This is a genomic window from Cohnella sp. 56 (genome assembly GCF_037963805.1).
Lineage (GTDB): Bacteria > Bacillota > Bacilli > Paenibacillales > Paenibacillaceae > Cohnella.
In genome coordinates, this window is sequence record NZ_JAZDQE010000002.1 from 408784 (window position 1) to 430160 (window position 21377).

Genomic DNA, 21377 nt, shown 5'->3' on the forward strand with positions numbered 1-21377 from the left:
GGATCGAATGACGCATGTTCGGCATCGGATATTTGCAACGACTGGGCCGGGCGATGATGCTGCCCATGACGGTTCTGCCCGCGGCCGCCATCTTCCTGCTGCTGTCGCGGCTGCCCTGGGAATCGGTCGGTCTCGCATCCGCGCCTTCCCTGCTGAATGCGGCCGGGATGGCGATTTTCGCCTATATTCCATATATATTCGCAGTCGGGATCGCCTTGGGGCTGTCCAATCAGGCCGTTCAGGCGGGGATGGCGGCGCTCGTCGGCATGATGATCTTCGGCGCGGTGACGCAGACCTACGATCCGGGCGGCGTGCAGCCGTCCATGTTTGCCGGCGTGGTCATCGGGATGCTTTCAGGTTGGGCGAACGAGCGCTTCAAGTCTTTGCAGCTTCCGGAGTCGCTGCAGTTTTTCGGCGGCACCCGTTTCGTGCCGATTTTCATGAGTGCCTTTTCCTTTTTTTTCTCATGGGCGATGATCGGGATCGGACAGGGATTGCTCGCCTGGATCGACGCTACGGGCGGTCTCGTGAATTCCGCCGGCGGCTTCGGCATTTTTTTATACGGCTTTCTTCACCGCATTCTGGTGGCGTTCGGCCTGCACCACGTGCTCAACCATCTGTTCTGGTTTCAGATCGGCGAATACCGGGCACCCGACGGCAGCGTCTTTTTCGGGGACATGCCGAGATTTTTTGCGGGAGACCCCACGGCCGGCGTCTATATGACGGGGCTGTATCCGATCATTATGTTCGCGCTGCCGGCGATCGCCTATGCGATCATCCACGAGGCGAGAGAGGATCTCAAGCCGAAGACGGCCAAGCAGTTCCGCGTCGCAGCGCTGACGGCTTTTATGACGGGCGTCACCGAGCCGGTCGAATTCGCATTCCTGTTCGTCGCGCCGTACTTGTTCATCGTCCATGCGCTGCTGTCCGGCGGCATTATGTGGCTCACCTACGCGCTCGGCATTCGCGAAGGCTTCACCTTCTCGGCGGGCGCGCTTGAATACATCATCAACTTCAGGCTGTCCGAGCGCGGTTGGCTGATCATCCCGATCGGGCTGGCAGTGGGCGCATTCTATTACGTCTTGTTCAGATGGAGCATCCGCAAATTCCAGCTGTCCACGCCGGGGCGCGAGGACTCGACACGACTGGACGACTGGGGCGGGGATATCCCGTACAGAGCCCCGCTCGTCCTGCAGGCGCTCGGGGGCAAGGACAACATCGCGCGCATCGAAGCGTGCATCACCCGGCTGCGGCTGACACTGAACGACGATCGGCGCGTCGATGCCAAGAGCCTGCGGCATCTTGGCGCGGCGGGCGTCATCAGTCTCGGCGGGGGGCATGTGCAGGTCGTGTTCGGCACCTACTCCGACCTGATCCGGGCCGAGATCGTCAAGCTGATGCAGCTCGACGTGCATCAGGTCCAGTTCCACGCGCCGCTCCAGGGCCGGATGATCCCGCTCGAAGAGGTGGACGATCCGATTTTTGCCCAGAAGCTCGTAGGCAAAGGTGTGGCGTTCATCCCAGACAAGGGCGAGCTGGTCGCGCCGGTGAGGGGCAAGATCATCCATCTGTATCCGACCAAGCACGCCATCGGGATCGAGACGCCCGAAGGGCTCGAAGTGCTGCTGCATATCGGGATCAATACGTCCCAGATGAACGGCGAAGGCTTCACGGCCCTGGTCAAGGAAGGCGACGAGGTCATGCCCGGGCAGCCGCTCATCCGGTTCCATCTGCCCACGCTCAAGGCGCATGCCAAGTCGCTGGCGACGCCGATGGTCATCACGAATTCGGATATCGTACGATCCTGGCGCTTCGCGCCGTTTAAGGCGGTCAAAAAAGGCCAGGCGGCGGTCATGTCGGTCGTCGTCAAAGAGAGAGAGAACAAGGGGGCACAGCTATGATGATCCACGCGATCGGAGGCTCGGAGGGCATCGCCATCGGCAAGGCATTCGTACTGCCTAACTGGGAATGGGAGCTGCCCGAACAGAAGATCGAGGCCCTCGATCTCGCGCATGAGTTCGAACGGCTGTACGAGGGCGTCAAGCAGTCCAAGTCCGAGATTCATCAGATGAAGCACGAACTGGATGAAACCGTCGGTCGAGAGGAGGTCAGCATATTCGACGCGCATCTGGCCATCCTCGACGATCCGGTGTTCATGAACGAGATTCAGGGCATCATACAGCGCCAATACAAGGCCGCGGCCGTCGCCGTGAAGGAGGCGATCGATCACTTTGTGACGATGTTCGACCTGCTCGACGATGAATATATGAAGGAGCGGGCGCTGGACATCAAGGATGTCGGCAACCGGCTGCTCAAGCATCTGCTGGGCGCGCCCGAGATCTCGCTGCCGTCGGACAACCAGCCGTTCGTGCTTGTGGCGCGGGAGCTGACCCCGTCGCAGCTTATCCATCTGAAGCCCGACGTCGTGCTCGGCATCGTCACGATGATCGGCAGCGCATCCTCGCACTCTGCGATTATGGCCCGGGCGTTCGGCATACCGCTCGTCATGGGCGTCGAGGGCAAGCTTGAACGGCCGATTGTGACGGGGGATCTGCTCATCCTCGACGGAGGCGCAGGCACGCTGGCCGTCATGCCCAACGCGGAGACGGTCGGCCGCTATACGGAGCTGCGCAGGCAGCATCTCGAGGCCAAGGAGCGCCTGCAGGATCTGGTGAAGGTGCCTGCGGTGACGCCCGACGGCTCGCGGCTGGCGCTGGCGGCCAACATCAGCTCGACCAAGGAGCTGGACGCGGCGCTGTCGAGAGGCGCGGCGGGCGTAGGGCTGTTCCGCACCGAATTTTTGTATATGGACCGGTCGCGGTTCCCCACCGAGGAGGAGCAATTCGAGGTGTACAGAGCGGCGGCGGAGCGGCTGGGCGGCGCGGCGCTGACGATCCGCACGCTCGATATCGGCGGCGACAAGCAGCTCGACTACTACGACATGCCCGAGGAGAACAATCCGTTCCTCGGCTATCGCGCCATCCGCTTCAGCCTCGACCGGCGCGACCTGTTCAAGACGCAGCTGCGTGCGATACTGCGGGCTGCCGTATTCGGGGATATTCGCGTGATGTATCCGCTCATCACATCGATCGAGGAGGTTCGCGCCGCGGGCGCGCTGCTCGCCGAGGCGCAGCGCGAGCTCGAAGCGGAGGGAATACCTTGCAAGGGAGGGCTGCCGACCGGCGCGATGATCGAGGTGCCGGCGGCAGTGGTAATATCCGACCTGCTGGCGGACGAAGTATCGTTCCTCAGCATCGGCACCAATGATCTGGTCCAATTCACGCTGGCCGTAGACCGGATGAACGATCAGATCAATCATCTGTACGAGCCCTATCATCCGGCCGTGCTGCGCATGCTGCGTAGCGTCGCCGAAGCGGCCGGGCGCAAGGGCATTCCTGTCAGCGTATGCGGGGAGATGGCGGGCGACGTGCGGGCGATCCCGATCTGGATCGGACTCGGCATCCAGACGCTCAGCATGTCCGTGCAGGCGATATTGCCCGTCAAGGCGGCGATGCTGCGGACGAACGCCATTGCCTGCAGGCAGCTGGTCGAAGAACTGTTCGCGCTGCGCTCGGCCGCCGAGATCAAGGAGCGGCTGGAGCGGTTCCATGCCGAGGCCGCCATCCAGGACGGGAGCGTTCATCCGGGCATGCGCTGATTCCCGGCGGTCACCAGCTTCGTATTTGTTTGCCTTCGCCGATACAGCCATGAGCCGTATCGGCGGAGGTTTTTTTATATGGTCGGAATGCGGGCGGCGCCAACAGCGGATGACCGCAATGGTGCTTCAAGCTGCTACATATTACGATTACACATCATCTGCGTAGGATCGCATCTTCAACAGTGCCCCGTATGTCGCTTATGCTAGGTTTGCCGGGCCCATCTATGGATGTGGGCGGACCGGTATGCCATCAAGTCGAGAGGGGGCGTTTTTGTAACCGCTATCAAACGATTGAATGCAGCCTGCATGCACGATCGGAGCAAGTCCATCATTATTCCGCAGCCCCTATTCTGAAGGAGGTTATTATGCGTACATTTATGTTCTCGACCCGACGCTCGTCCTATTTGATCTGGCTGCTCGTGCTGGCTGTGTGCGCGGCGCAGCTCTCTTATCCGCCGTCGCGGGCTTCGGCTGCCGGAGAGACCAACCTGGCGCTCGGCAAAACGGCGACGGCCAGCGGCTACAGCGATGTTTATCAGCCGAGCAACGTTAACGACGGCAATCAGGCGACCTACTGGGAGAGCGTCAACAATGCGTTTCCGCAATGGATTCAGGTCGATCTGGGCAGCAGTACGTCAGTGAACCGGCTCGTGCTGAAGCTGCCTGCCGGATGGGGCGCGCGCACGCAGACGATCGCGGTGCAGGGCAGCACGAACGGCACATCGTTCTCCGGCATCGTCAGCCAGGCGAGCTATACGTTCGACCCGACGGCGAACAACAACACGGTGACGATTACGTTCAGCGATACGAGCACGCGCTACGTGCGCCTGAGCTTCACCGCCAATACGGGCTGGCAGGCCGGGCAGCTGTCCGAGCTGGAAATATACGGACAAGGGACAGCGCCGGCGACCGAAGGCACATTCCAGGCCGAGGCGGCTGCGCTGTCCGGCGGCGCCAAGGTGAACAATGACCATACCGGCTATGCCGGAACGGGCTTCGTCGACGGCTACTGGACGCAGGGAGCGGCGACTACGTTCAGCCTGAGCGGCGCGACCGCCGGCAATTATGACGTAACGCTCAAATACGCCAATGCGTCGGGCGGCGCCAAGACGATCAGCATCTACGTGAACGGCGCCAAAATCAAGCAAACGACGCTCGCGAACCAGGCCGACTGGAACACGTGGGCGACCAAGACCGAGACGCTGGCGCTCGCCGCGGGCAGCAATACGATCGCTTACAAATACGATGCGGGAGACGGCGGCAACGTCAATCTCGACCAGATCGTAGTCGCAAAAAGCGCTTCGCCGACGGCCACACCGACGGCCACGCCAACGGCGACGCCGACAAGCACACCAACGGCGACCCCGACAGCGACACCAACGACGACGCCAACAGCAACCCCGACCGCGACGCCTACGAGCACGCCGACGTCGACACCGACATCGACGCCGCCTCCGACCGGCGGCAATATCGCGCTCGGCAAGGCGATCGAGGCTTCCTCCAGCACGTTTACTTACACGGCGACCAACGCCAACGACGGCGACACGGCCACCTATTGGGAGGGCGGGGGCAATCCGAGCACGCTGACGGTTGACCTCGGCGCCGACTACAATGTCACCTCGGTCGTGCTGAAGCTCAATCCGAACGCCGCCTGGTCCACGCGCACCCAGACGATCCAGGTGCTCGGCCAGGCGCAAGGTGCGACCACGTTCAGCAATGTCGTATCGGCGCAATCCTATACGTTTAACCCATCCACGGGCAATACGGTGACGATATCGGTCTCTGCCAAGGTGAAGCGGCTGCAGCTGAACATCTCCGCCAACTCGGGCGCGCCCGCCGGACAGGTGGCCGAATTCGAGGTTTACGGCACGCCCGCTCCGAACCCCGACTTGACGATTACCGGCATGTCGTGGACGCCGTCCTCGCCGATCGAGAGCGACGCGGTGACGCTGAGCGCAGTCGTCAAAAATGTGGGCAGCCTCGCCTCCGGCGCGACGACGGTCGGCTTCTACGTCAACGGCACGCTGGCGGGCACCGCATCGGTCGGCGCGCTGGCAGCCGGCGCATCGGCCACATCGACGCTGAACATCGGCGCGCGCGCTGCCGGCGCCTACACAATCGGCGCCAAGGTCGACGAGAGCAACGCCGTCATCGAGCAAAACGAAAGCAACAACAGCTACACGCATGCTTCGCAGCTGAACGTAGGCCAGATCCAAAGTTCGGACCTCGTGCCGACCGTATCGTGGAACCCCGGCAATCCGAGTGCGGGCAATACGGTATCGTTTACCGTCAATCTGAAAAACCAGGGCAATATCGCGACCGCGGGCGGCGCGCACGGCATCGTCGTCACGCTCAAAAACGCGCAGGGCACAACGCTTCAAACCTGGAACGCCTCCTATACGGGCGTCATCGCGGCCGGCGCTGCGGTGAACGTCAGCGTCTCGGGTACGTGGACGGCTGCGAACGGCAGCTACACGGTGACGGCCACGGCCGCCGCCGATACCAACGAAGCGGCGGTCAAGCAAGGCAACAACGCCGTCACTACCGGCCTGTATGTCGGACGCGGCGCCAACATGCCGTTCACCGTGCTCGAGGCCGAGGCGGCAGGCAACGCCACGAACGGCACACGGCTGGCGCCCAACTTCAATCCCGGCGACTATGCCGGCGAAGCGTCTGGCCGCTCCGCCGTACGTCTGGATGCGCCCGGCAAGTATGTCGAATTTACGCTGACCGCTCCGGCCAACGCCTTCGTCTTGCGCAATGCCGTCGCCGAGAACACCAACGGCACGGTCAGCATTTACGCAAACGGCACCGCCAAGGGCAAGTTTAACGTATCGTCCAAATTCTCGTACCTGTACGCGACGCCGAGCACGCTCGGACGGCTGGGCTACGACAATGCGCCGGGCTCGGGCCTGACGGCCTACTGGCTGTACGAGGACGCGCAGCTCATGCTTGACCAGGTATACCCGGTCGGGACGAAGATCAAGATTCAGCTCGACTCGGGCGATGTGCCGTGGATTTATGCCGACCTGCTGGAGACGGAAAACGTCGCTCCGCCGGCCGCCAACCCGGACTCGTCCAAGTATGTCGAGGTGTCCGCCTCCAAGTCGATCGATCAGGCGCTGTCCGAATTCAGAGCCGATCCGAGCAAAAAGGGCATCTACATCCCGGCCGGCACCTGGACGATCAACAGCAAGATTTTCCTGTACGGCAGGGCGACCGAGATCGTCGGCGCAGGCCCGTGGCATACGAAGCTGGTAGCGCCGCAAAACCAATCCAACACCGATGTCGGCTTCAACATCAGCTCCACCGCCAACGGCTCGACGATCAGGGATTTGTCGGCGTGGGGCAACTATATTAACCGCGTCGACGGACCGGGCAAGTTCATCGACGGCAACGGCATGCAGAACGTAACCGTGCAAAACCTGTGGGTGGAGCACTTCGTCTGCCTGTACTGGGGCGTCAACTCGTCGGGCAACACCTTTAAGAACAACCGGATCAAAAATACGTTCGCGGACGGCATCAATATGACCAACGGCTCGTCCAACAACATCATCGACAACAACTATGCGCGCGGCACCGGCGACGACTCGTTCGCCCTGTTCAGCGCCTCCGACGCGGGCGGCTCCTACAACACCGGCAACCAATATACGAACCTGACTGCGGTTAACGTCAGGCGCGCGGCGGCGTTTGCGGTGTACGGCGGCTCGGGCAACACGTTCAGCAATCTGTACGCTGCGGACACGCTGACCTATCCGGGCGTGACGATCAGCAGCTACAGCTTCGGCTACAACACGCTCGGCTTCGGGGACGCGGACACGGTGTTCGACGGCATCACGCTCGACCGTACGGGCGGCGACTTCTGGACGAGTGTGGGCGCCGACGACAAGATCAACGACTATCAGAACTTCGGCGCGATCTGGTTCTATTCGGGCGACCGGACGTTCAAGAACATCGTCGTCAAAAACGTCGATATCAACGATTCGGTATACTTCGGGCTCATGTTCCAGACGATGTATCCGAACGCGCTCGCCATGCAGAACGTCAGGCTGGAAAACATCAACATCAACCGCCCGGCGCGCTACGGCATCAAGCTGGTCGTGAAGGCGGAGCAGGGGCAGGGTCCCGCGGTCGGCGGAGCGAGCTTTAAAAATGTGAAGGTGAACAACCCGGGCGTACAGGCGATCTACGGAGAAAGCCAAAGCCCGAACTTCCAGGTAACGCGGGTATCGGGGAACAACTGGTAGGCGTCTGGCAGGAATATCGGAGTTTTTTGCAATGATGCCGAAGCAAAAGAGGCAAGCCGCGGCTTGCCTCTTTGCTCTGCCTGCCCGACCGCTGCAGCTGCGCTACAGACTTCGCTTGCAGGGGGCGGATTAGCGTCTGCCGTACAGCACGTCGCAGAACGCCTTGGCGTATTCGGGCAGATCGGGCGGGCGCCGCGCCGAGATCAGGTTGCCGTCCACGACGACGACTTCGTCATGCCAGATCGCGCCCGCATTTTCCATATCGTCGCGGATGCCCGGCGTCGAGGTGACTTGGCGGCCCTGCAGCATCTTGGCCGAGATGAGCACCCATCCCGCATGGCAGATCTGGCCGATCGGCTTGCCGGCGCGATCGATCTCGCGCACGAACGCTTGCACGGCCTCGCTCCTGCGGATTTTGTCCGGCGCCCAGCCGCCCGGCACCAGCAGTCCGTCGCATTTATTGGCGTCCAGCTCCTCGTAGGACAGATCGGCGACCGCAGGCACGCCGTATTTGCCGATATGCTTGCGGCCCTTCTCCGGCCCGGCATACAGGACGGTCGCGCCTTCCTCTCGGGCACGGTAGACGGGATACCACAGCTCGAGATCTTCGAATTCGTCGTCTATGAGGCAGATGACATTTTTGGCTTGTGACAAAGTTTAACCTCCTGCATCGCATGATGCGGACCGGCGAGCCGGCTCGCTTTTTTTATCCTAGCACATTCGCGGCGGCGCTTCATCACATCGGTCCGGGCGGCTTCGCACAGCAGGCTGCCGGGTTGAGCGACTTCCATAAATTGCAGTTCCCGTCAGAGCAGGATTTTCTCGGCCAGCCGCCGAATATACTCACTCATATGTGAAGACGCAGCCAAGAGTCCCGTGGAGTCCCGTGACGGCACGGTTCGGGACGCACCTCGGAGAGCGTGTTAGGAGAGAGCCCTTTGTTTAATCGTTGTGATTGCGGCGAAGAAATGTCGCTTGGTCTGCGTACGGTTTATTACGCCAAGACGGTGAATATCCGCAATGTGCCCGTCTATGCCTGCGAAGCCTGCTCGCGCAATGTCGTATTTCCCGGTGTCAAGAGCGATCTCAGTCAACTGCTGGCCAGCCTGGGCCCCGAGCCGCAGCCGAGCAGCATCTCGTTCGACGAAGTTCACGAATGGGCAGGCGTGCTGAGCGAGGCTGCGGCGAGCCGCGAGCCGCTGCTGACGTCGACCGTGTCGCGCATGGCCCAGGAGAGAACGAACGACTTGCTCGACCTGCTGCTTGTCGCGGCGGCGTTAGGGGACGAGAGCTGGAAGCGGGAGCTGGAGAGCCGGCTTACCCAGCTCAGCGGGCAATTTATCAGTTGATCTCCGCGCTCTGCGTGCCGAAGCGATCCGAGATCGAATGCGTCTGCAGCCGGTTGGGGCCGCGACGGTACGCACAGCTTGAATGAATGTCCGATTCGGCTGTTTTATGCCGCAAGCGGGCATTTTTTTTGCGAAACTTTTTCATTTCTGCTACCATGAAAATCAGCGAAATGATTTTCAAGGAGGATGAACGATATGCCGGAGCCGAAGAGACTGATGACAGTCGAACAATGGGAGCGGGCGCTCGAAAATTCCGGGAGCAAGCCGCTGCTTGTGTTCAAGCACAGCACCTCCTGTCCGATCAGCGCCGGGGCGCACGATGAACTCGACCGCTACTTGGCCGCCCGCAGCGATCTGCCTGTCGACGTCGCCATCGTTCACGTCATCGAGGAACGTCCTGTCAGCAATGCGATCGCCGAGACGCTGCAGATTCAGCACAAGTCGCCGCAGGCCATTCTGGTTCGCGACGGCAAGCCGGTGTGGGACGAGTCGCATTGGCGCATTACGTCCGAGTTTTTGACGGAGCGCGTCGGAGCGGACGCATAGGAACGGGCTTCGTACGCTTCAGAGCCATTGCGGAAAAACGGCTTTTGTCGTATCATTACCTTAATATACCATGGATGGTCCTATGACTTGACAGAGACCTGACATGAATAAATGGAGCGGTGAATGTGACGGTAACTATATATGACGTGGCCAGAGAGGCCGGCGTATCGATGGCAACGGTATCCCGCGTTGTCAATAATAATCCGAACGTGAAGCCGCAGACGAGGAAAAAGGTATACGAGGCGATCGAACGTCTCGGCTACCGTCCGAACGCCGTGGCCCGCGGCCTCGCCAGCAAGAAGACGACGACGGTCGGCGTCGTCATTCCCGATATCGCGAATGCGAACTTCGCCGAGGTCGCCCGGGGCATCGAGGATATCGCCAACATGTATCATTACAACATTATTTTGTGCAATGCGGACAAGCGCAAGGACAAGGAGATTCGCGTCATCAACACGCTGCTCGAAAAGCAGGTGGACGGGCTTCTGTTCATGGGCGGCATCGTGACGGACGAGCATATCCAGGCGTTCAATACGTCCAACGTGCCGATCGTGCTCTGCGCGACGACCGACGAGAAGGGCACGATGCCTTCGGTCGATATCGACCATGAGACGGCCGCGTACGATGCGGTTCGCAAGCTGCTTGCCGAGGGACATGTGCGCATCGCGATGATCAGCGGCACGCTGCAGGACCCGGCCAACGGCTACGCCCGATACCAAGGCTACAAGCGCGCGCTCGAGGAGAGCGGGATCGCGCTGGACGAGACGCTCGTCCGCATCGGCAACTACCGGTACGAGTCGGGCATCGAGGCCGCCCAATACTTCGTCGGCCTGTCCGAACGGCCAACGGCGATCTTCGCGGCGACCGACGAGATGGCGATCGGCGCGATCCACGGCATTCAGGATGCGGGGCTCGCCGTGCCGGGCGATATCTCCGTCATCGGCGTAGACAATATTCGCATGGCGTCGATGGTCCGGCCGCTCCTGACGACCGTCGCGCAGCCGATGTACGACATCGGCGCAGTCTCGATGCGATTGCTCACGAAGCTGATGAAAAAAGAGAACGTAGAGCAAGCGAGAGTGACGCTGCAGCACGAGCTTATCGTGCGCAATTCGGTATCGTCGATCCAGTAAGAGCGGCTGCCGGCCATTCGTTCGTCGGCCTAGACGTTGAATCGCCCTGCGCGGGAGCAATACGGCCTGCCGCAGGGCTTCTTATTTCGATATGAAGGAGCGAACAGTTATGATAGGCATCATCGGCGCGATGCAGGAAGAGATCGACCTGCTGCTGGCAGCCATCGAGGACGCGGTGGAGCTGCAGCGCTCGGGCATCCGGTACGTAGCAGGCTCCCTGCATGGCCGCAATGTGGTCGTGTGCAAGTCGGGCGTAGGCAAAGTCAATGCGGCGGTGTGCACGCAGGTGCTAATCGACCGCTTCAATGCGGATAAAGTAATCTTCACGGGCGTAGCGGGCGCGCTCGATCCGGAGCTGGACATCGGGGACATCGTCGTCTCGACGAGCAGCGCACAGCACGATATCGACGTGACGGCGCTCGGGTACGCGCGCAGCGTCATCCCGTACCAGGACGTCTCGGACTGGGCGGCGGACCCGGCCTTGTCCGCGGCTGCGCAGGCTGCCGGCGACAAGCTGTACCCGGGCCATGTCAAGGCGGGCAAGGTGCTGTCCGGCGATCAGTTCATTGCCGATCGCCAGCTGGTGCTGCGGCTGCGCGAGGAGCTCGGCGGCGCGTGCGTCGAGATGGAGGGCGCGTCCGTCGCGCAGGTATGCGCCATGAACAAGGTGCCCTACGTCGTGATCCGGTCGATATCGGACAAGGCGGACGGCTCGGCGGACGTGAACTTCGCCGAGTTCACGGTGACGGCTTCGAATCGATCGTTCGCGATCGTCGACGAGATGCTTCAGCATATTTGACGTGTCGGCCGGCTCGCGGTGTCCCGGTGCAGCAGCCGGGACATCCATAACATAACAAGGGCAGTATCGGACGGTCCGTTGCATACGACCGTACCGGTACTGCCCTTGTATTTGCAATTAGCCGGTATGATGGCTTGGCGTGTCAGCCCAAGTGCTGGAGCGCGATGGCGACGATCTCGCGGTTGCGCGCCGTAATCTCGGCCCGTCTGGGCATCGGCGCCCAGCTGGCGGTGTCGTCGAGCCATGTGCGCGGCAGGTCGGCGGGACGCCCGGCACCGGCGAGACGGGGCCAGGCGGGCGGCAGTGGGCCGCCGTTCGGCAGGGCGTCGATCGTGCGGAGGAGCGGATGATCGCTCATCTCGAGCCAGAGCAGGCTCCACGCCCGCGGTACGACATGCCAGTGCTCGTAGCCGCCTCCGCCGAGCGCGATCCAGCGTCCGTCGGCATAATCGTGCGCGAGCCGATGGATGAGACGGGGCATCTCGCGGTAGATCCGCATGCTGCAATGCATATGCGCGAGCGGGTCGAGCGCATGTGCGTCGCAGCCGTGCTGGCTGACGATGACATCCGGCTTGAATGCCCGCACGACACGATCCAGACCGCTCTCGAAGCTCTCGAGCCAGGAATCGTCTTCTGTATACGGTTCCACCGGGATGTTGAGACAGGCGCCGTACCCGGTGCCTTCGCCCCGTTCATGCGCGAAGCCGCTACCGGGGAACAGGAATTTGCCGGTCTCGTGGATCGAGTACGTGAATATATCGGGTTCGGTGTAAAAGCTCCACTGAACGCCGTCTCCGTGATGTACGTCCGTATCGATGTACAGCACCTTGGCCCCGTATTTGCGGTGGATCCAGGAGATCGCGCAGGCCGCGTCGTTGTAGACGCAAAATCCCGCCCCCCGCTCGCGGAAGGCGTGATGCAGGCCGCCGCCCAGATGCAGCGCATGCTGCGTCCGGCCGGACATGACGGCTTCGGCGGCCGTCAGCGAGCCTTGCACGATCGCGAGGGCGGCGTCGTGCATGCCCGGGAAGTAGGGCGTATCGCCGTCCTCCTCCAGACCGTACTGCTCGGCCAGATCCTGTGCGGCCGTCGGCGGAGCGGCCTCGCTCAGTGCGACGGCCGTCCCGATATAATCGGGATTATGTATCATGTCCACGGCATCCCGGGCGCCCTCGGCCGACGGCGCGAGCTTGTACGACGGCTGGAGCGCGCCGCAGGCGTCCAGCAGATCCTCTGTCAGCGACAGGCGGATCGGATGGAACGGATGATCTTCGCGAAACGAATACCGCTGGACGGCGCTGCAATCGATCCAGCGCGCATGGACGTTTTTCGATGACAAAGAAGTCGCCTGCCTTTCTTCAATACATGAACCGCTGGCGGAATCTCACGCGGTCGAATTGCTCGGCGGAGGACAGCGGCACGTCCTTGCCGATCCGGACCATGAGACAATTGGCGGGATGCGCGCAGATCTCGGGGTCGTCCGTGGCGAACCAGACCATGCCGACCGACTTCATGAGCTTCTCCATCATCTCGCGGTACTGCCAGACGTTCAAGCCGCTTTTCTCCAGATCCCAGTGCCAATAATATTCGGTCGTATACACGATCGCATTGTCGAGCTGCTCCTCGGCGAATGCGGCCGTGATCATCGCCTTGCCGAGTCCGAGCGAGCGGTAATCGTCGGCCACCTCGATGGCGCCAAGCTCGATCAGATCGTCCATGCCGCCCTCGGACCAGCGCTCGAGCTCGTCGGGATAATGAAAGGTGACGTAGCCGACGACGGTATCCTCCTCGCGCGCGACGATAATGCGGCCTTCGGGCAGCTCCGCGATCTCGACCAGCGCCTCGTGCTGCTCGCGGGGCCTGCGGAAGGCATCGAGCGTATCGTGAAGGCGCCATTCCCGCAGCCGCTCCGGCGGAACCGGGCCTTCCACGATGATGGGACCCGCCCGTCCGGGCTTTGTGAAGCGTTGATAGCGCTTGTAATGTTCCATATCGCTCGTTCCTCCTTGCCGATCAGCTTCGTAATTTCCTGCTGAATCTATTATATCTGAATGTGCGCGGCCGTACGACTTTTCCCGGGTTGCGGTCAATATGACGCTCTCATTATACAGCATGACGGCCAAGGGGCGGCGGATGTTTGCGTCGCTTTTGCAGATGTTGCCCCATTTATGGTCGATTTTTTCCCCGCCGCAATTATGTACGACCGCCGAACGCATGGTATAATGGCAAAAGCAAGCTTCGAGAGCTTTGTTCTTCATGTAAGCGCATACGTCGATTGAAGCAGCGGCATTGCAGCGAATTCAACGGGAAGGTGATTTGGTAATGACGTTAAGTCAGGATGAGAGATTGGCCGTAACGGCGAGCTCCGCGAATCTCGGGTCTTATGAGGATGCGGTGCGCAGCTTCAATTGGGAGGACATCGAGAGCCGATTCGCCTGGTCGCAGACCGGGAAGGTGAATATGGCGTACGAGGCGATCGATCGTCACGTCGAAGAGGGCAGAGGCGACACGATCGCCTTGCACTATAGCGATGCGCAGCGCGACGAGAGCTACACGTACGCCGATCTGTCGAAGCAGTCCGCGCGGTTTGCCAATGTGCTGAGGGAGCTCGGCATCGCGAAGGGAGATCGCGTCTTTATCTTTATGCCGCGGACGCCCGAGCTTTATTTTGCCTTGCTCGGCGCGCTCAAGGTCGGCGCGATCGTAGGCCCGCTGTTCGAAGCGTTCATGGAGACCGCGGTTCGCGATCGTCTGCAGGACAGCGGCGCGGTGGCGATCGTCACGACGCCGACGCTGCTGCCGCGCATCTCGCGCGCGGAGCTGCCGGAGCTGAAGCATCTGATCGTATACGGCGACGACGTCGCAGCCGGCGACGGTATCGTAGACTTCAAGGCCGAGATGGCGCGGGCATCCGAATCCGCCGAGATCGAGTGGCTCGGACGCGAGGACGGGCTGATCCTGCACTATACGTCCGGCTCCACCGGCAAGCCCAAGGGCGTCTATCATGTGCAAAATGCGATGATCCAGCATTATTACACCGGCCGTATCGTGCTTGACCTCAAGGAAGGCGACGTCTACTGGTGCACCGCCGACCCGGGCTGGGTGACCGGAACCTCGTACGGCGTGTTCGCGCCTTGGCTGAGCGGCGTCACGAATGTCGTCCGCGGCGGCCGCTTCAGTCCGCAGGATTGGTACGCGACGCTCGAGAAGTACAAGGTGAACGTCTGGTACAGCGCGCCGACGGCATTCCGCATGCTGATGGGCGCAGGAGACGACGCGGTCAAGTCGTACGATCTCTCGAATCTGCGCCATGTGCTCAGCGTCGGCGAGCCGCTCAATCCCGAGGTCGTGCGCTGGGGGCACAAGGTTTACAACCAGCGCATCCACGACACCTGGTGGATGACCGAGACGGGCGGCCAGCTCATCTGCAACTATCCGAGTATGGAGATCAAGCCGGGCTCGATGGGCCGCCCGATTCCGGGCGTACAGGCCGCCATCATCGACGATCAAGGCAACGAGCTGCCGCCGATGCGCATGGGCAACCTGGCGATCCGCACGCCGTGGCCATCGATGATGCGCAAGATCTGGAACAATCCGGCCAAGTACGAAGAGTACTTCCGCATTCCCGGCTGGTACGTATCGGGCGATTCGGCCTACATGGACGAAGAAGGCTACTTCTGGTTCCAGGGCCGGATCGACGACGTCATCAATACGTCCGGCGAGCGCGTCGGCCCGTTCGAGGTCGAGAGCAAGCTGGTCGAGCATCCGGCCGTCGCGGAGGCAGGCGTCATCGGCAAGCCCGATCCGCTCCGCGGAGAGATCATCAAGGCGTTCATCTCGCTGCGCGAGGGCTTCGAGCCGTCCGAGGAGCTGAAGGCGGACATCTCCAAGTTCGTCAAGATCGGGCTGTCCGCGCATGCCGCGCCGCGCGAGATCGAGTTCAAGGATAAGCTGCCCAAGACCCGCAGCGGCAAGATCATGCGCCGCGTCCTGAAGGCGTGGGAGCTCAATCTGCCGACCGGCGATCTGTCCACGATCGAAGACTAATAGCAATCATCTTCTCCTCTATGAGAAAAGGTACAGTCCCTTCGGATTCCGAAGGGACTGTACCTTTTCTGTGTCGCTTGATGTGGAAAACAGCTCAGTGCTTGCGGATCAGCTGCTCTTGACCTCGACGGAAGCCGAGGAATCCGAGGCGCCCGTATCGTTGACGGCTCGTACCCGATACCAGCCTGCGGTGTTCTTGCCTTTGGCTTCGTATTCGGTCGACTGCGTCGAATCGAGGCGCCGATAATTGCCCTGCTCGCTGGCGCTGTACCAGATCTCGTACCGCGTCACCTTGTCCGTATCGGGATTGGCGGCCCAGGTTAGCTTGGCACCGCCGGATGTGGCCTGGGCGGCCAAGCCGCCCGGTGCCGAAGGTGCGGCAGGAGGCGTCTGGCCGGGATCTCCGGACGGCACGTCCTCGCCTGGGAGCGGGTCGACCGGAAGCCCGTTATCTGCTCCTCCGGCCGGCGGGAGGTTCTGATCCGGATCGTCGGTGCTGCCACCGCCCCCGCCAATAGAGACGGCAGCACTGCGGCCCGATTCATTGCCCGCGACGTCGACGGCCGTTACTGCGTAACTGATGTTGCTCGAGGACGTGTAGTCGATGAAGCGGGTCTCCTCGCCGGTCAATACGGAACCGCCGACCTTGACGTAGCTGCCGCCGCCAACGGACCGATAGAGCCGGTAGCCGACGACATCCGCCTGCGGACTCTTGGAGAACGAGATGCGCACTTTGCCGCCGCCGAGCTGTTCGACCTGGATGTTGCCGGGCGCGCTCGGCGCGGACCCGTCGTCCACGCGCGGATCGGGCTTGGACGGCGCGCCTCCGGATGCATCCTTCGGCAGATAATAGGACAGCGGCTTGCGGCTCGCCGCAGGCACCTTGTCGAGCGCTGCCTTCAATTCCTCGATCAGCTCGTCAAGCGGCTTTTCCCGCTTGATCATGACCGATTCGCGCAGCATGTCTTCCGGCGTTTCGGGCGAGGGCTGATAATTCACGCCGTTGTACGAGATATACTTGACGGCGACGAGCGCGTCGTCGTCCTCCGTCGGGATGAACTTTTTGTTGAAGATGTCGGTGACCAGCTTGCCGGCGGAGCGGGTCAGATCTGTCGGCAGCTTGCCGCTCACGCTCGATACCGTCATCGATACGATGCCGTCCGGCTTCGTGAATTCCTTGGTCGGGAACAGCTCGGGCTTCGCTTCCGTGACGACGTTCATGACCTTCGTCCAGATCTCCCGTGCACGGGCATGCCCGTCTGTCGAGAGCGTGTGCACCGATTTCTCGTAGCCGGCCCATACGCCGAGCGTGATATCCGGCGTGAAGCCCTCGAACCAGACGTCCGCGTAGTTCTGCGTCGTGCCCGTCTTGCCCACGATCGGGATTTTGCCGTAATTTTTAAATCCGTTCTTGACCGACTTGGCCGTGCCGTCCGTGACGACCGTGCGCAGCATGTCGGTCATCAGGTAGGCGGACTGCTCGGAGACGACGCGCTTGGGCGTCGCCTTGTGTTCATAGACGATATTGCCGTACGTATCCTTCATTTTCTCGATCATATAGGCGTCGTTGAACACGCCTTTGTTGGCGATCGCGCCGTACGCATTGGTCAGCTCCTCGACCGTCACGCCGTACTTGAGTCCGCCGATGACGCCGGTCTGCGCGTAGTCGTCCTCCGGCACGAGCGTCGTGATGCCGAGCTCGCGGGCGAAGTCCCATGCGCCCTTGATCGTCACCTTGTCGAGGAACACCTTGAGTGCGGGAATGTTCAACGAGTTGTTGAGCGCGTACCGTGCCGTGACGAGGCCGGAGTAGCGGTTGTTCGAGTTTTTCGGAATATGCATGGCCGAGCCGCCGTTTTTCAGAATAATCGGCGCGTCGTCCAGTATGCTCGCAGGGGAGATCAGGCCCTTGTCGATTGCCGGCAGGTAGGCGCCGATCGGCTTCATGGCCGAACCTGGCTGGCGTTGCATCTGAGTGGCGAAGTTGAGCTGCTCGATATGGAAGTCCCGGCCTTCGATCATGCCGAGAATGGCGCCGGTCTTGTGATCGAGCATGACCGCCGCCGTCTGCTCGACGCCCTTGGTCTTGCTGTCGGGCGAGAAGTTTTTGGGATCCTCGGCTACGCTATGCATCAGATCGTAGACCTGCTTGTCGATCGTCGTGATGATCTTGTAGCCGCCCCGCAGCAGCTGCTCGCGGGCGTCCTCGATGAGAGAGGCGTTTTCCTTTTTCTCCAGATCGTCGATCTTGAGCGTCGGATTCTGCTGCAGCACGAGCTGCATCGCCGCCTGACGCTCGACCTCGAGCATCAGGTAAGGGTAAGTGTTGTACGCTTTTTCGGTCGGCTTGGCGAGCGACTTGTAAATATCGAAGGCGATCGCTTCGTCATATTGCTGCCGGTCGATCTTGCCGTACTCGAGCATCTTCGACAGCACCAGCTTCTGTCTGTTCAGCGCGCGCTTGAAGTTGGCTTCGTTAAAATCGCCCTTGCCGTTGAACGCGGAATAGGCGGAAGGACGCTGCGGCAATCCGGCGAGATAGGCGGCCTGAGCCAGATTGATCTTGCTCAGATCCTCGATGCCGAAGATGCCCTTGGTGGCGGCCTTGATGCCGTATACCTGATACCCGGACGCGCCGTTGCCGTACGGAATCTTGTTGAGGTATGCCGTCAGAATCTCCTCCTTGCCGAGAAAGCGCTCGAGACGGAGCGAGAGGAAGATTTCTTTGGCCTTGCGGCTCTGCGTCTGGTCGAGGCTCAGGAACACGCGCCTGGCGAGCTGCTGTGTGATCGTGCTGCCGCCGGTCTGCACGTCCTCGTTCATCAGCTGCTGCTTGACCGCGCGGAATAGTCCGTTTGTGTCGACGCCGATGTGGTTGTAAAAGTTTTTATCTTCAATGGAAAGTGTCGAGTCTATGATGACCTGCGGAATCTTGTCGTACGGGATCGGCTGGCGGTCTTCTTCCGTGCGCAGCTGTCCGATCAGGGTGCCGTCCCGAAAATAGACGAAACCGGTTGCATTGTTTTCGTTGATTTTTTCCTCGATCAAGGCCCGGGAGCGAATCGGATCGTCCTTGACCAGCGCCGCGATATAGCCGCCCACCGCGCCGCCTGCGGCCAATCCGGCCAATACGCCGAATAAAATGAGCCACAATATCGTATAAGTAAACAATTTGACCGCCATGATCCAAGGCGAGCGTTTTTTGCGCTGCGGCTTCTTGGAAGGCTGTAAGGTATCGCTCATGTATGTATCCTCCTTCGACAAAACAGAATTATTATACCACATTTAGCTATCGTGTGACTTCCTTCCCAGACAACAGGCGTGCAGCCTGGCAGGCTTGGCTTGTATAATGGAAGGGAGTCTGAGAAACTTTTGGGAATATCTGTCGTATATCTTCATGACAGCGTACGCAGATTCTGGGGCAGAGGGAGAGGGTAGGATGGAGATTTTGTTCTGGAGCTGTCTGGCCTTCGGCGTGCTCATGGCTCTGGTCACGCTCGTATTCGGCGATGTGCTCGACTGGCTGTCGCACGATCTGCTCGAGCCTGTCGTCTTCGCCGGAGGCATCACGATCTTCGGAGGGGCGGGGCTGCTGCTCGCGCGATATTCATCGCTTCATCCGGGCGGGATATACGCCTGCGCGGTCTCCGCTGCGGCCATCGGCGGACTGGCGATGCATTTTGCCTACGTGAGACCGATGAAGAATAGCGAGAACTCTGTCGCCTATTCGATTCACGAGCTGGCGGGCAAGCGCGCCGAGGTCATCACCTCGATACCCGCATCGGGCTACGGCGAGGTGCTGGTGAGAGTAGGGGCCGGCAATACCAACCATATCGCCGAGAGCTTCGATCGAGAGGCGATCGCCGAAGGGACGAAGGTCGTCGTCGTGCGGGTGAAGGACGACGTGCTGGGCGTATCAAGGCTGGACTAATTCATATCAACGGACAGAGGAGAATGCACATGGTACCTGAGGCTCTATTCATTCCGATTATCGTCGTAGCCGTATTGCTCGTGCTCGGCATTGCGTTCTGGGCGCGCTACAAGACGGTGGCGCCCGACGAGGCGATGATCGTCACCGGTTCCTTCCTGGGCAGCAAGAACGTATCCGTCGACGAATCTGGGCGGCGCATCAAGATCGTGCGGGGCGGGGGCGCCTTCATCCTGCCGATCTTCCAGCAATCTCAATTCCTCTCGCTGCTGTCGCACAAGCTCGACGTGAGCACGCCCGAGGTATATACCGAGCAAGGCGTGCCGGTGCTGACAGATGCAGTCGCGATCATCAAGATTGGCGGCGCGGTCGAGGACGTGGCGACGGCGGCCGAGCAGTTCATGGGCAAGCCGACCGAAGCGCTGCGCAGCGAGGCGCAGGAGGTGCTCGAAGGTCATCTGCGCGCGATACTCGGGACGATGACCGTAGAGGAAGTGTACCGGAACCGCGAGCGGTTCGCGCAGGAGGTACAAGGCCAGGCGGCGCGTGACTTGAAAAAAATGGGTCTCCAGATCGTCTCGTTCACGATCAAGGACGTGCGCGACAAGCACGGCTATCTCGAGGCGCTGGGCAAGCCGCGTATCGCCGCCGTCAAGCGCGACGCGGATATCGCGGAGGCCCAGGCCATCCGGGATTCGCGGATTCAGAAGGCGGCCGCCGAGGAGCAGGGCCAGAAGGCGGAGCTGCTGCGCGATACGAACGTAGCCGAGGCAACCAAGGAAAAGGAACTCAAGGTCGCTTCGTTCAAAAAGGAATCCGACGTGGCGAAGGCCGAAGCGGACCAGGCGTATTCGATTCAGGAAGCGCGCTCCAAGCAGAGCGTCGTCGAGGAGCAAATGCAAGTCGAGATCGTCCGCAAGGAGCGGGAGATCGATCTCGAAGGCAAGGAGATACTGCGGCGCGAGAAGCAATACGACGCCGAAGTGAAGAAGAAGGCGGATGCGGATCGCTATGCGGTCGTACAGGCGGCCGAGGCCGACAAGGCCCGGCAGATCAACGAGGCGGATGCGCACAAGTACCGCATCGAGGCGGAAGCCAAAGCCAATGCCGAGCAAAAGCGCCTGAACGGTCTGGCCGAGGCCGAAGCGGCCAGGGCGAAAGGTACGGCGGAGGCCGAGGTCGTCCGGCTGCGCGGTCTGGCCGAAGCCGAAGCCAAGGAGAAGCTGGCGGAGGCGTTCGAGAAGTTCGGCGAGGCGGCGGTGCTCGACATCATCGTGAAGATGCTGCCGGAGCTGGCCGGCAAGGTAGCGGAGCCGATCTCCGCGATCGACAAGCTCACCGTCGTCGATACGGGACATGGCGAAGGCGCCGCGCGCGTCAGCAATTACGTGACGCAGCTGATGGCGACCGCGCCGGAAATGCTGGAGAGCGTATCCGGCATCGACATCGGACAGCTGATCCAGCGGCTGACCAAGCCGGGCGCGAAGGCGCCTGACACAGCCCCTGTCGCGGCTCCCGCCGCGCTGACGCAGCCCCCTGCCGGAGCTACGGGGGCGACAGAGCCGAAGCTTTAAAGCCGCCTGAAATGAGGAACATCCCGTCACTGCGTGGGCAGTGGCCGGGATGTTCCTTTTTTGTGCGGCGGCAGGGGGAGATGTGTATGGGGAGGG

The 21377-nt window shown here is 61.3% G+C and carries 14 protein-coding genes; 10 read left to right on the top strand and 4 right to left on the bottom strand.

Features of this window, described 5'->3' with window-relative positions; translation table 11 throughout:
* The first annotated feature begins 14 nt into the window (after window positions 1–14).
* The 3 genes from VQ071_RS04795 to VQ071_RS04805 all read left to right on the top strand — a co-directional run bounded on the left by VQ071_RS04795 (window position 15) and on the right by VQ071_RS04805 (window position 7905).
* On the top strand, window positions 15–1901 hold the full coding sequence (locus tag VQ071_RS04795; RefSeq protein ID WP_340512718.1) for a glucose PTS transporter subunit IIA: 1887 nt from the start codon (window positions 15–17) through the stop codon (window positions 1899–1901).
* Window positions 1901–3658 carry a phosphoenolpyruvate--protein phosphotransferase gene (gene ptsP / locus VQ071_RS04800; RefSeq protein ID WP_340512922.1) on the top strand — a complete coding sequence of 586 codons (1758 nt, stop codon included), beginning with the start codon at window positions 1901–1903 and terminating at the stop codon, window positions 3656–3658. Before VQ071_RS04795 ends, ptsP begins: the two co-directional genes overlap by 1 nt.
* 365 nt (window positions 3659–4023) lie before the next feature.
* Complete coding sequence (locus tag VQ071_RS04805; protein WP_340512719.1) at window positions 4024–7905, top strand: discoidin domain-containing protein; 3882 nt, start codon at window positions 4024–4026, stop codon at window positions 7903–7905.
* A 129-nt stretch (window positions 7906–8034) separates the two neighbouring features.
* On the opposite strand, the gene VQ071_RS04810 is transcribed toward VQ071_RS04805, so the two are convergent.
* Complete coding sequence (locus VQ071_RS04810; RefSeq protein ID WP_340512720.1) at window positions 8035–8559, bottom strand: type 1 glutamine amidotransferase domain-containing protein; 525 nt, start codon at window positions 8557–8559, stop codon at window positions 8035–8037.
* Window positions 8560–8843: 284 nt separating this feature from the next.
* Between VQ071_RS04810 and VQ071_RS04815 the strand changes: the two genes are divergently transcribed.
* The 4 genes from VQ071_RS04815 (at window position 8844) to VQ071_RS04830 (ending at window position 11732) form a co-directional block, all read left to right on the top strand.
* On the top strand, window positions 8844–9254 hold the full coding sequence (locus VQ071_RS04815) for a hypothetical protein (protein WP_340512721.1): 411 nt from the start codon (window positions 8844–8846) through the stop codon (window positions 9252–9254).
* A 195-nt stretch (window positions 9255–9449) separates the two neighbouring features.
* The gene (gene ytxJ / locus VQ071_RS04820; protein WP_340512722.1) at window positions 9450–9800 is read left to right on the top strand and encodes a bacillithiol system redox-active protein YtxJ; all 351 of its coding nucleotides are present in this window, start codon (window positions 9450–9452) and stop codon (window positions 9798–9800) included.
* 125 nt (window positions 9801–9925) lie between these two features.
* On the top strand, window positions 9926–10933 hold the full coding sequence (gene ccpA, locus VQ071_RS04825; RefSeq protein ID WP_340512723.1) for a catabolite control protein A: 1008 nt from the start codon (window positions 9926–9928) through the stop codon (window positions 10931–10933).
* Between the two features lie 109 nt (window positions 10934–11042).
* Window positions 11043–11732 (top strand): 5'-methylthioadenosine/adenosylhomocysteine nucleosidase, encoded by a 690-nt coding sequence (locus VQ071_RS04830; RefSeq protein ID WP_340512724.1) that lies wholly within the window; start codon window positions 11043–11045, stop codon window positions 11730–11732.
* Window positions 11733–11874: 142 nt separating this feature from the next.
* Here the strand turns inward: VQ071_RS04830 and VQ071_RS04835 are convergent, their stop codons facing one another.
* Together VQ071_RS04835 and VQ071_RS04840 are read right to left on the bottom strand one after the other, a co-directional pair.
* A complete protein-coding gene (locus tag VQ071_RS04835; RefSeq protein ID WP_340512725.1) occupies window positions 11875–13071 on the bottom strand; it encodes an acetoin utilization protein AcuC in 1197 nt (398 codons plus the stop codon).
* Between the two features lie 19 nt (window positions 13072–13090).
* Window positions 13091–13723, bottom strand: a complete 633-nt coding sequence (locus VQ071_RS04840) for a GNAT family N-acetyltransferase (protein WP_340512726.1) — start codon at window positions 13721–13723, stop codon at window positions 13091–13093.
* 331 nt (window positions 13724–14054) lie between these two features.
* Between VQ071_RS04840 and acsA the strand changes: the two genes are divergently transcribed.
* Window positions 14055–15779: an acetate--CoA ligase gene (gene acsA / locus VQ071_RS04845; protein ID WP_340512727.1), complete on the top strand. Its 1725-nt coding sequence runs from the start codon at window positions 14055–14057 to the stop codon at window positions 15777–15779.
* Between the two features lie 108 nt (window positions 15780–15887).
* Here the strand turns inward: acsA and VQ071_RS04850 are convergent, their stop codons facing one another.
* Window positions 15888–19022, bottom strand: coding sequence for a transglycosylase domain-containing protein (locus VQ071_RS04850; protein ID WP_340512728.1), 3135 nt, complete (start codon window positions 19020–19022; stop codon window positions 15888–15890).
* A gap of 196 nt (window positions 19023–19218) precedes the next feature.
* Here VQ071_RS04850 and VQ071_RS04855 point away from each other — a divergent pair, with 196 nt between their 5' ends.
* Complete coding sequence (locus VQ071_RS04855) at window positions 19219–19710, top strand: protease (protein ID WP_340512729.1); 492 nt, start codon at window positions 19219–19221, stop codon at window positions 19708–19710.
* 29 nt (window positions 19711–19739) lie between these two features.
* A complete protein-coding gene (locus VQ071_RS04860; protein ID WP_340512730.1) occupies window positions 19740–21281 on the top strand; it encodes a flotillin family protein in 1542 nt (513 codons plus the stop codon).
* Window positions 21282–21377: the final 96 nt, after the last annotated feature.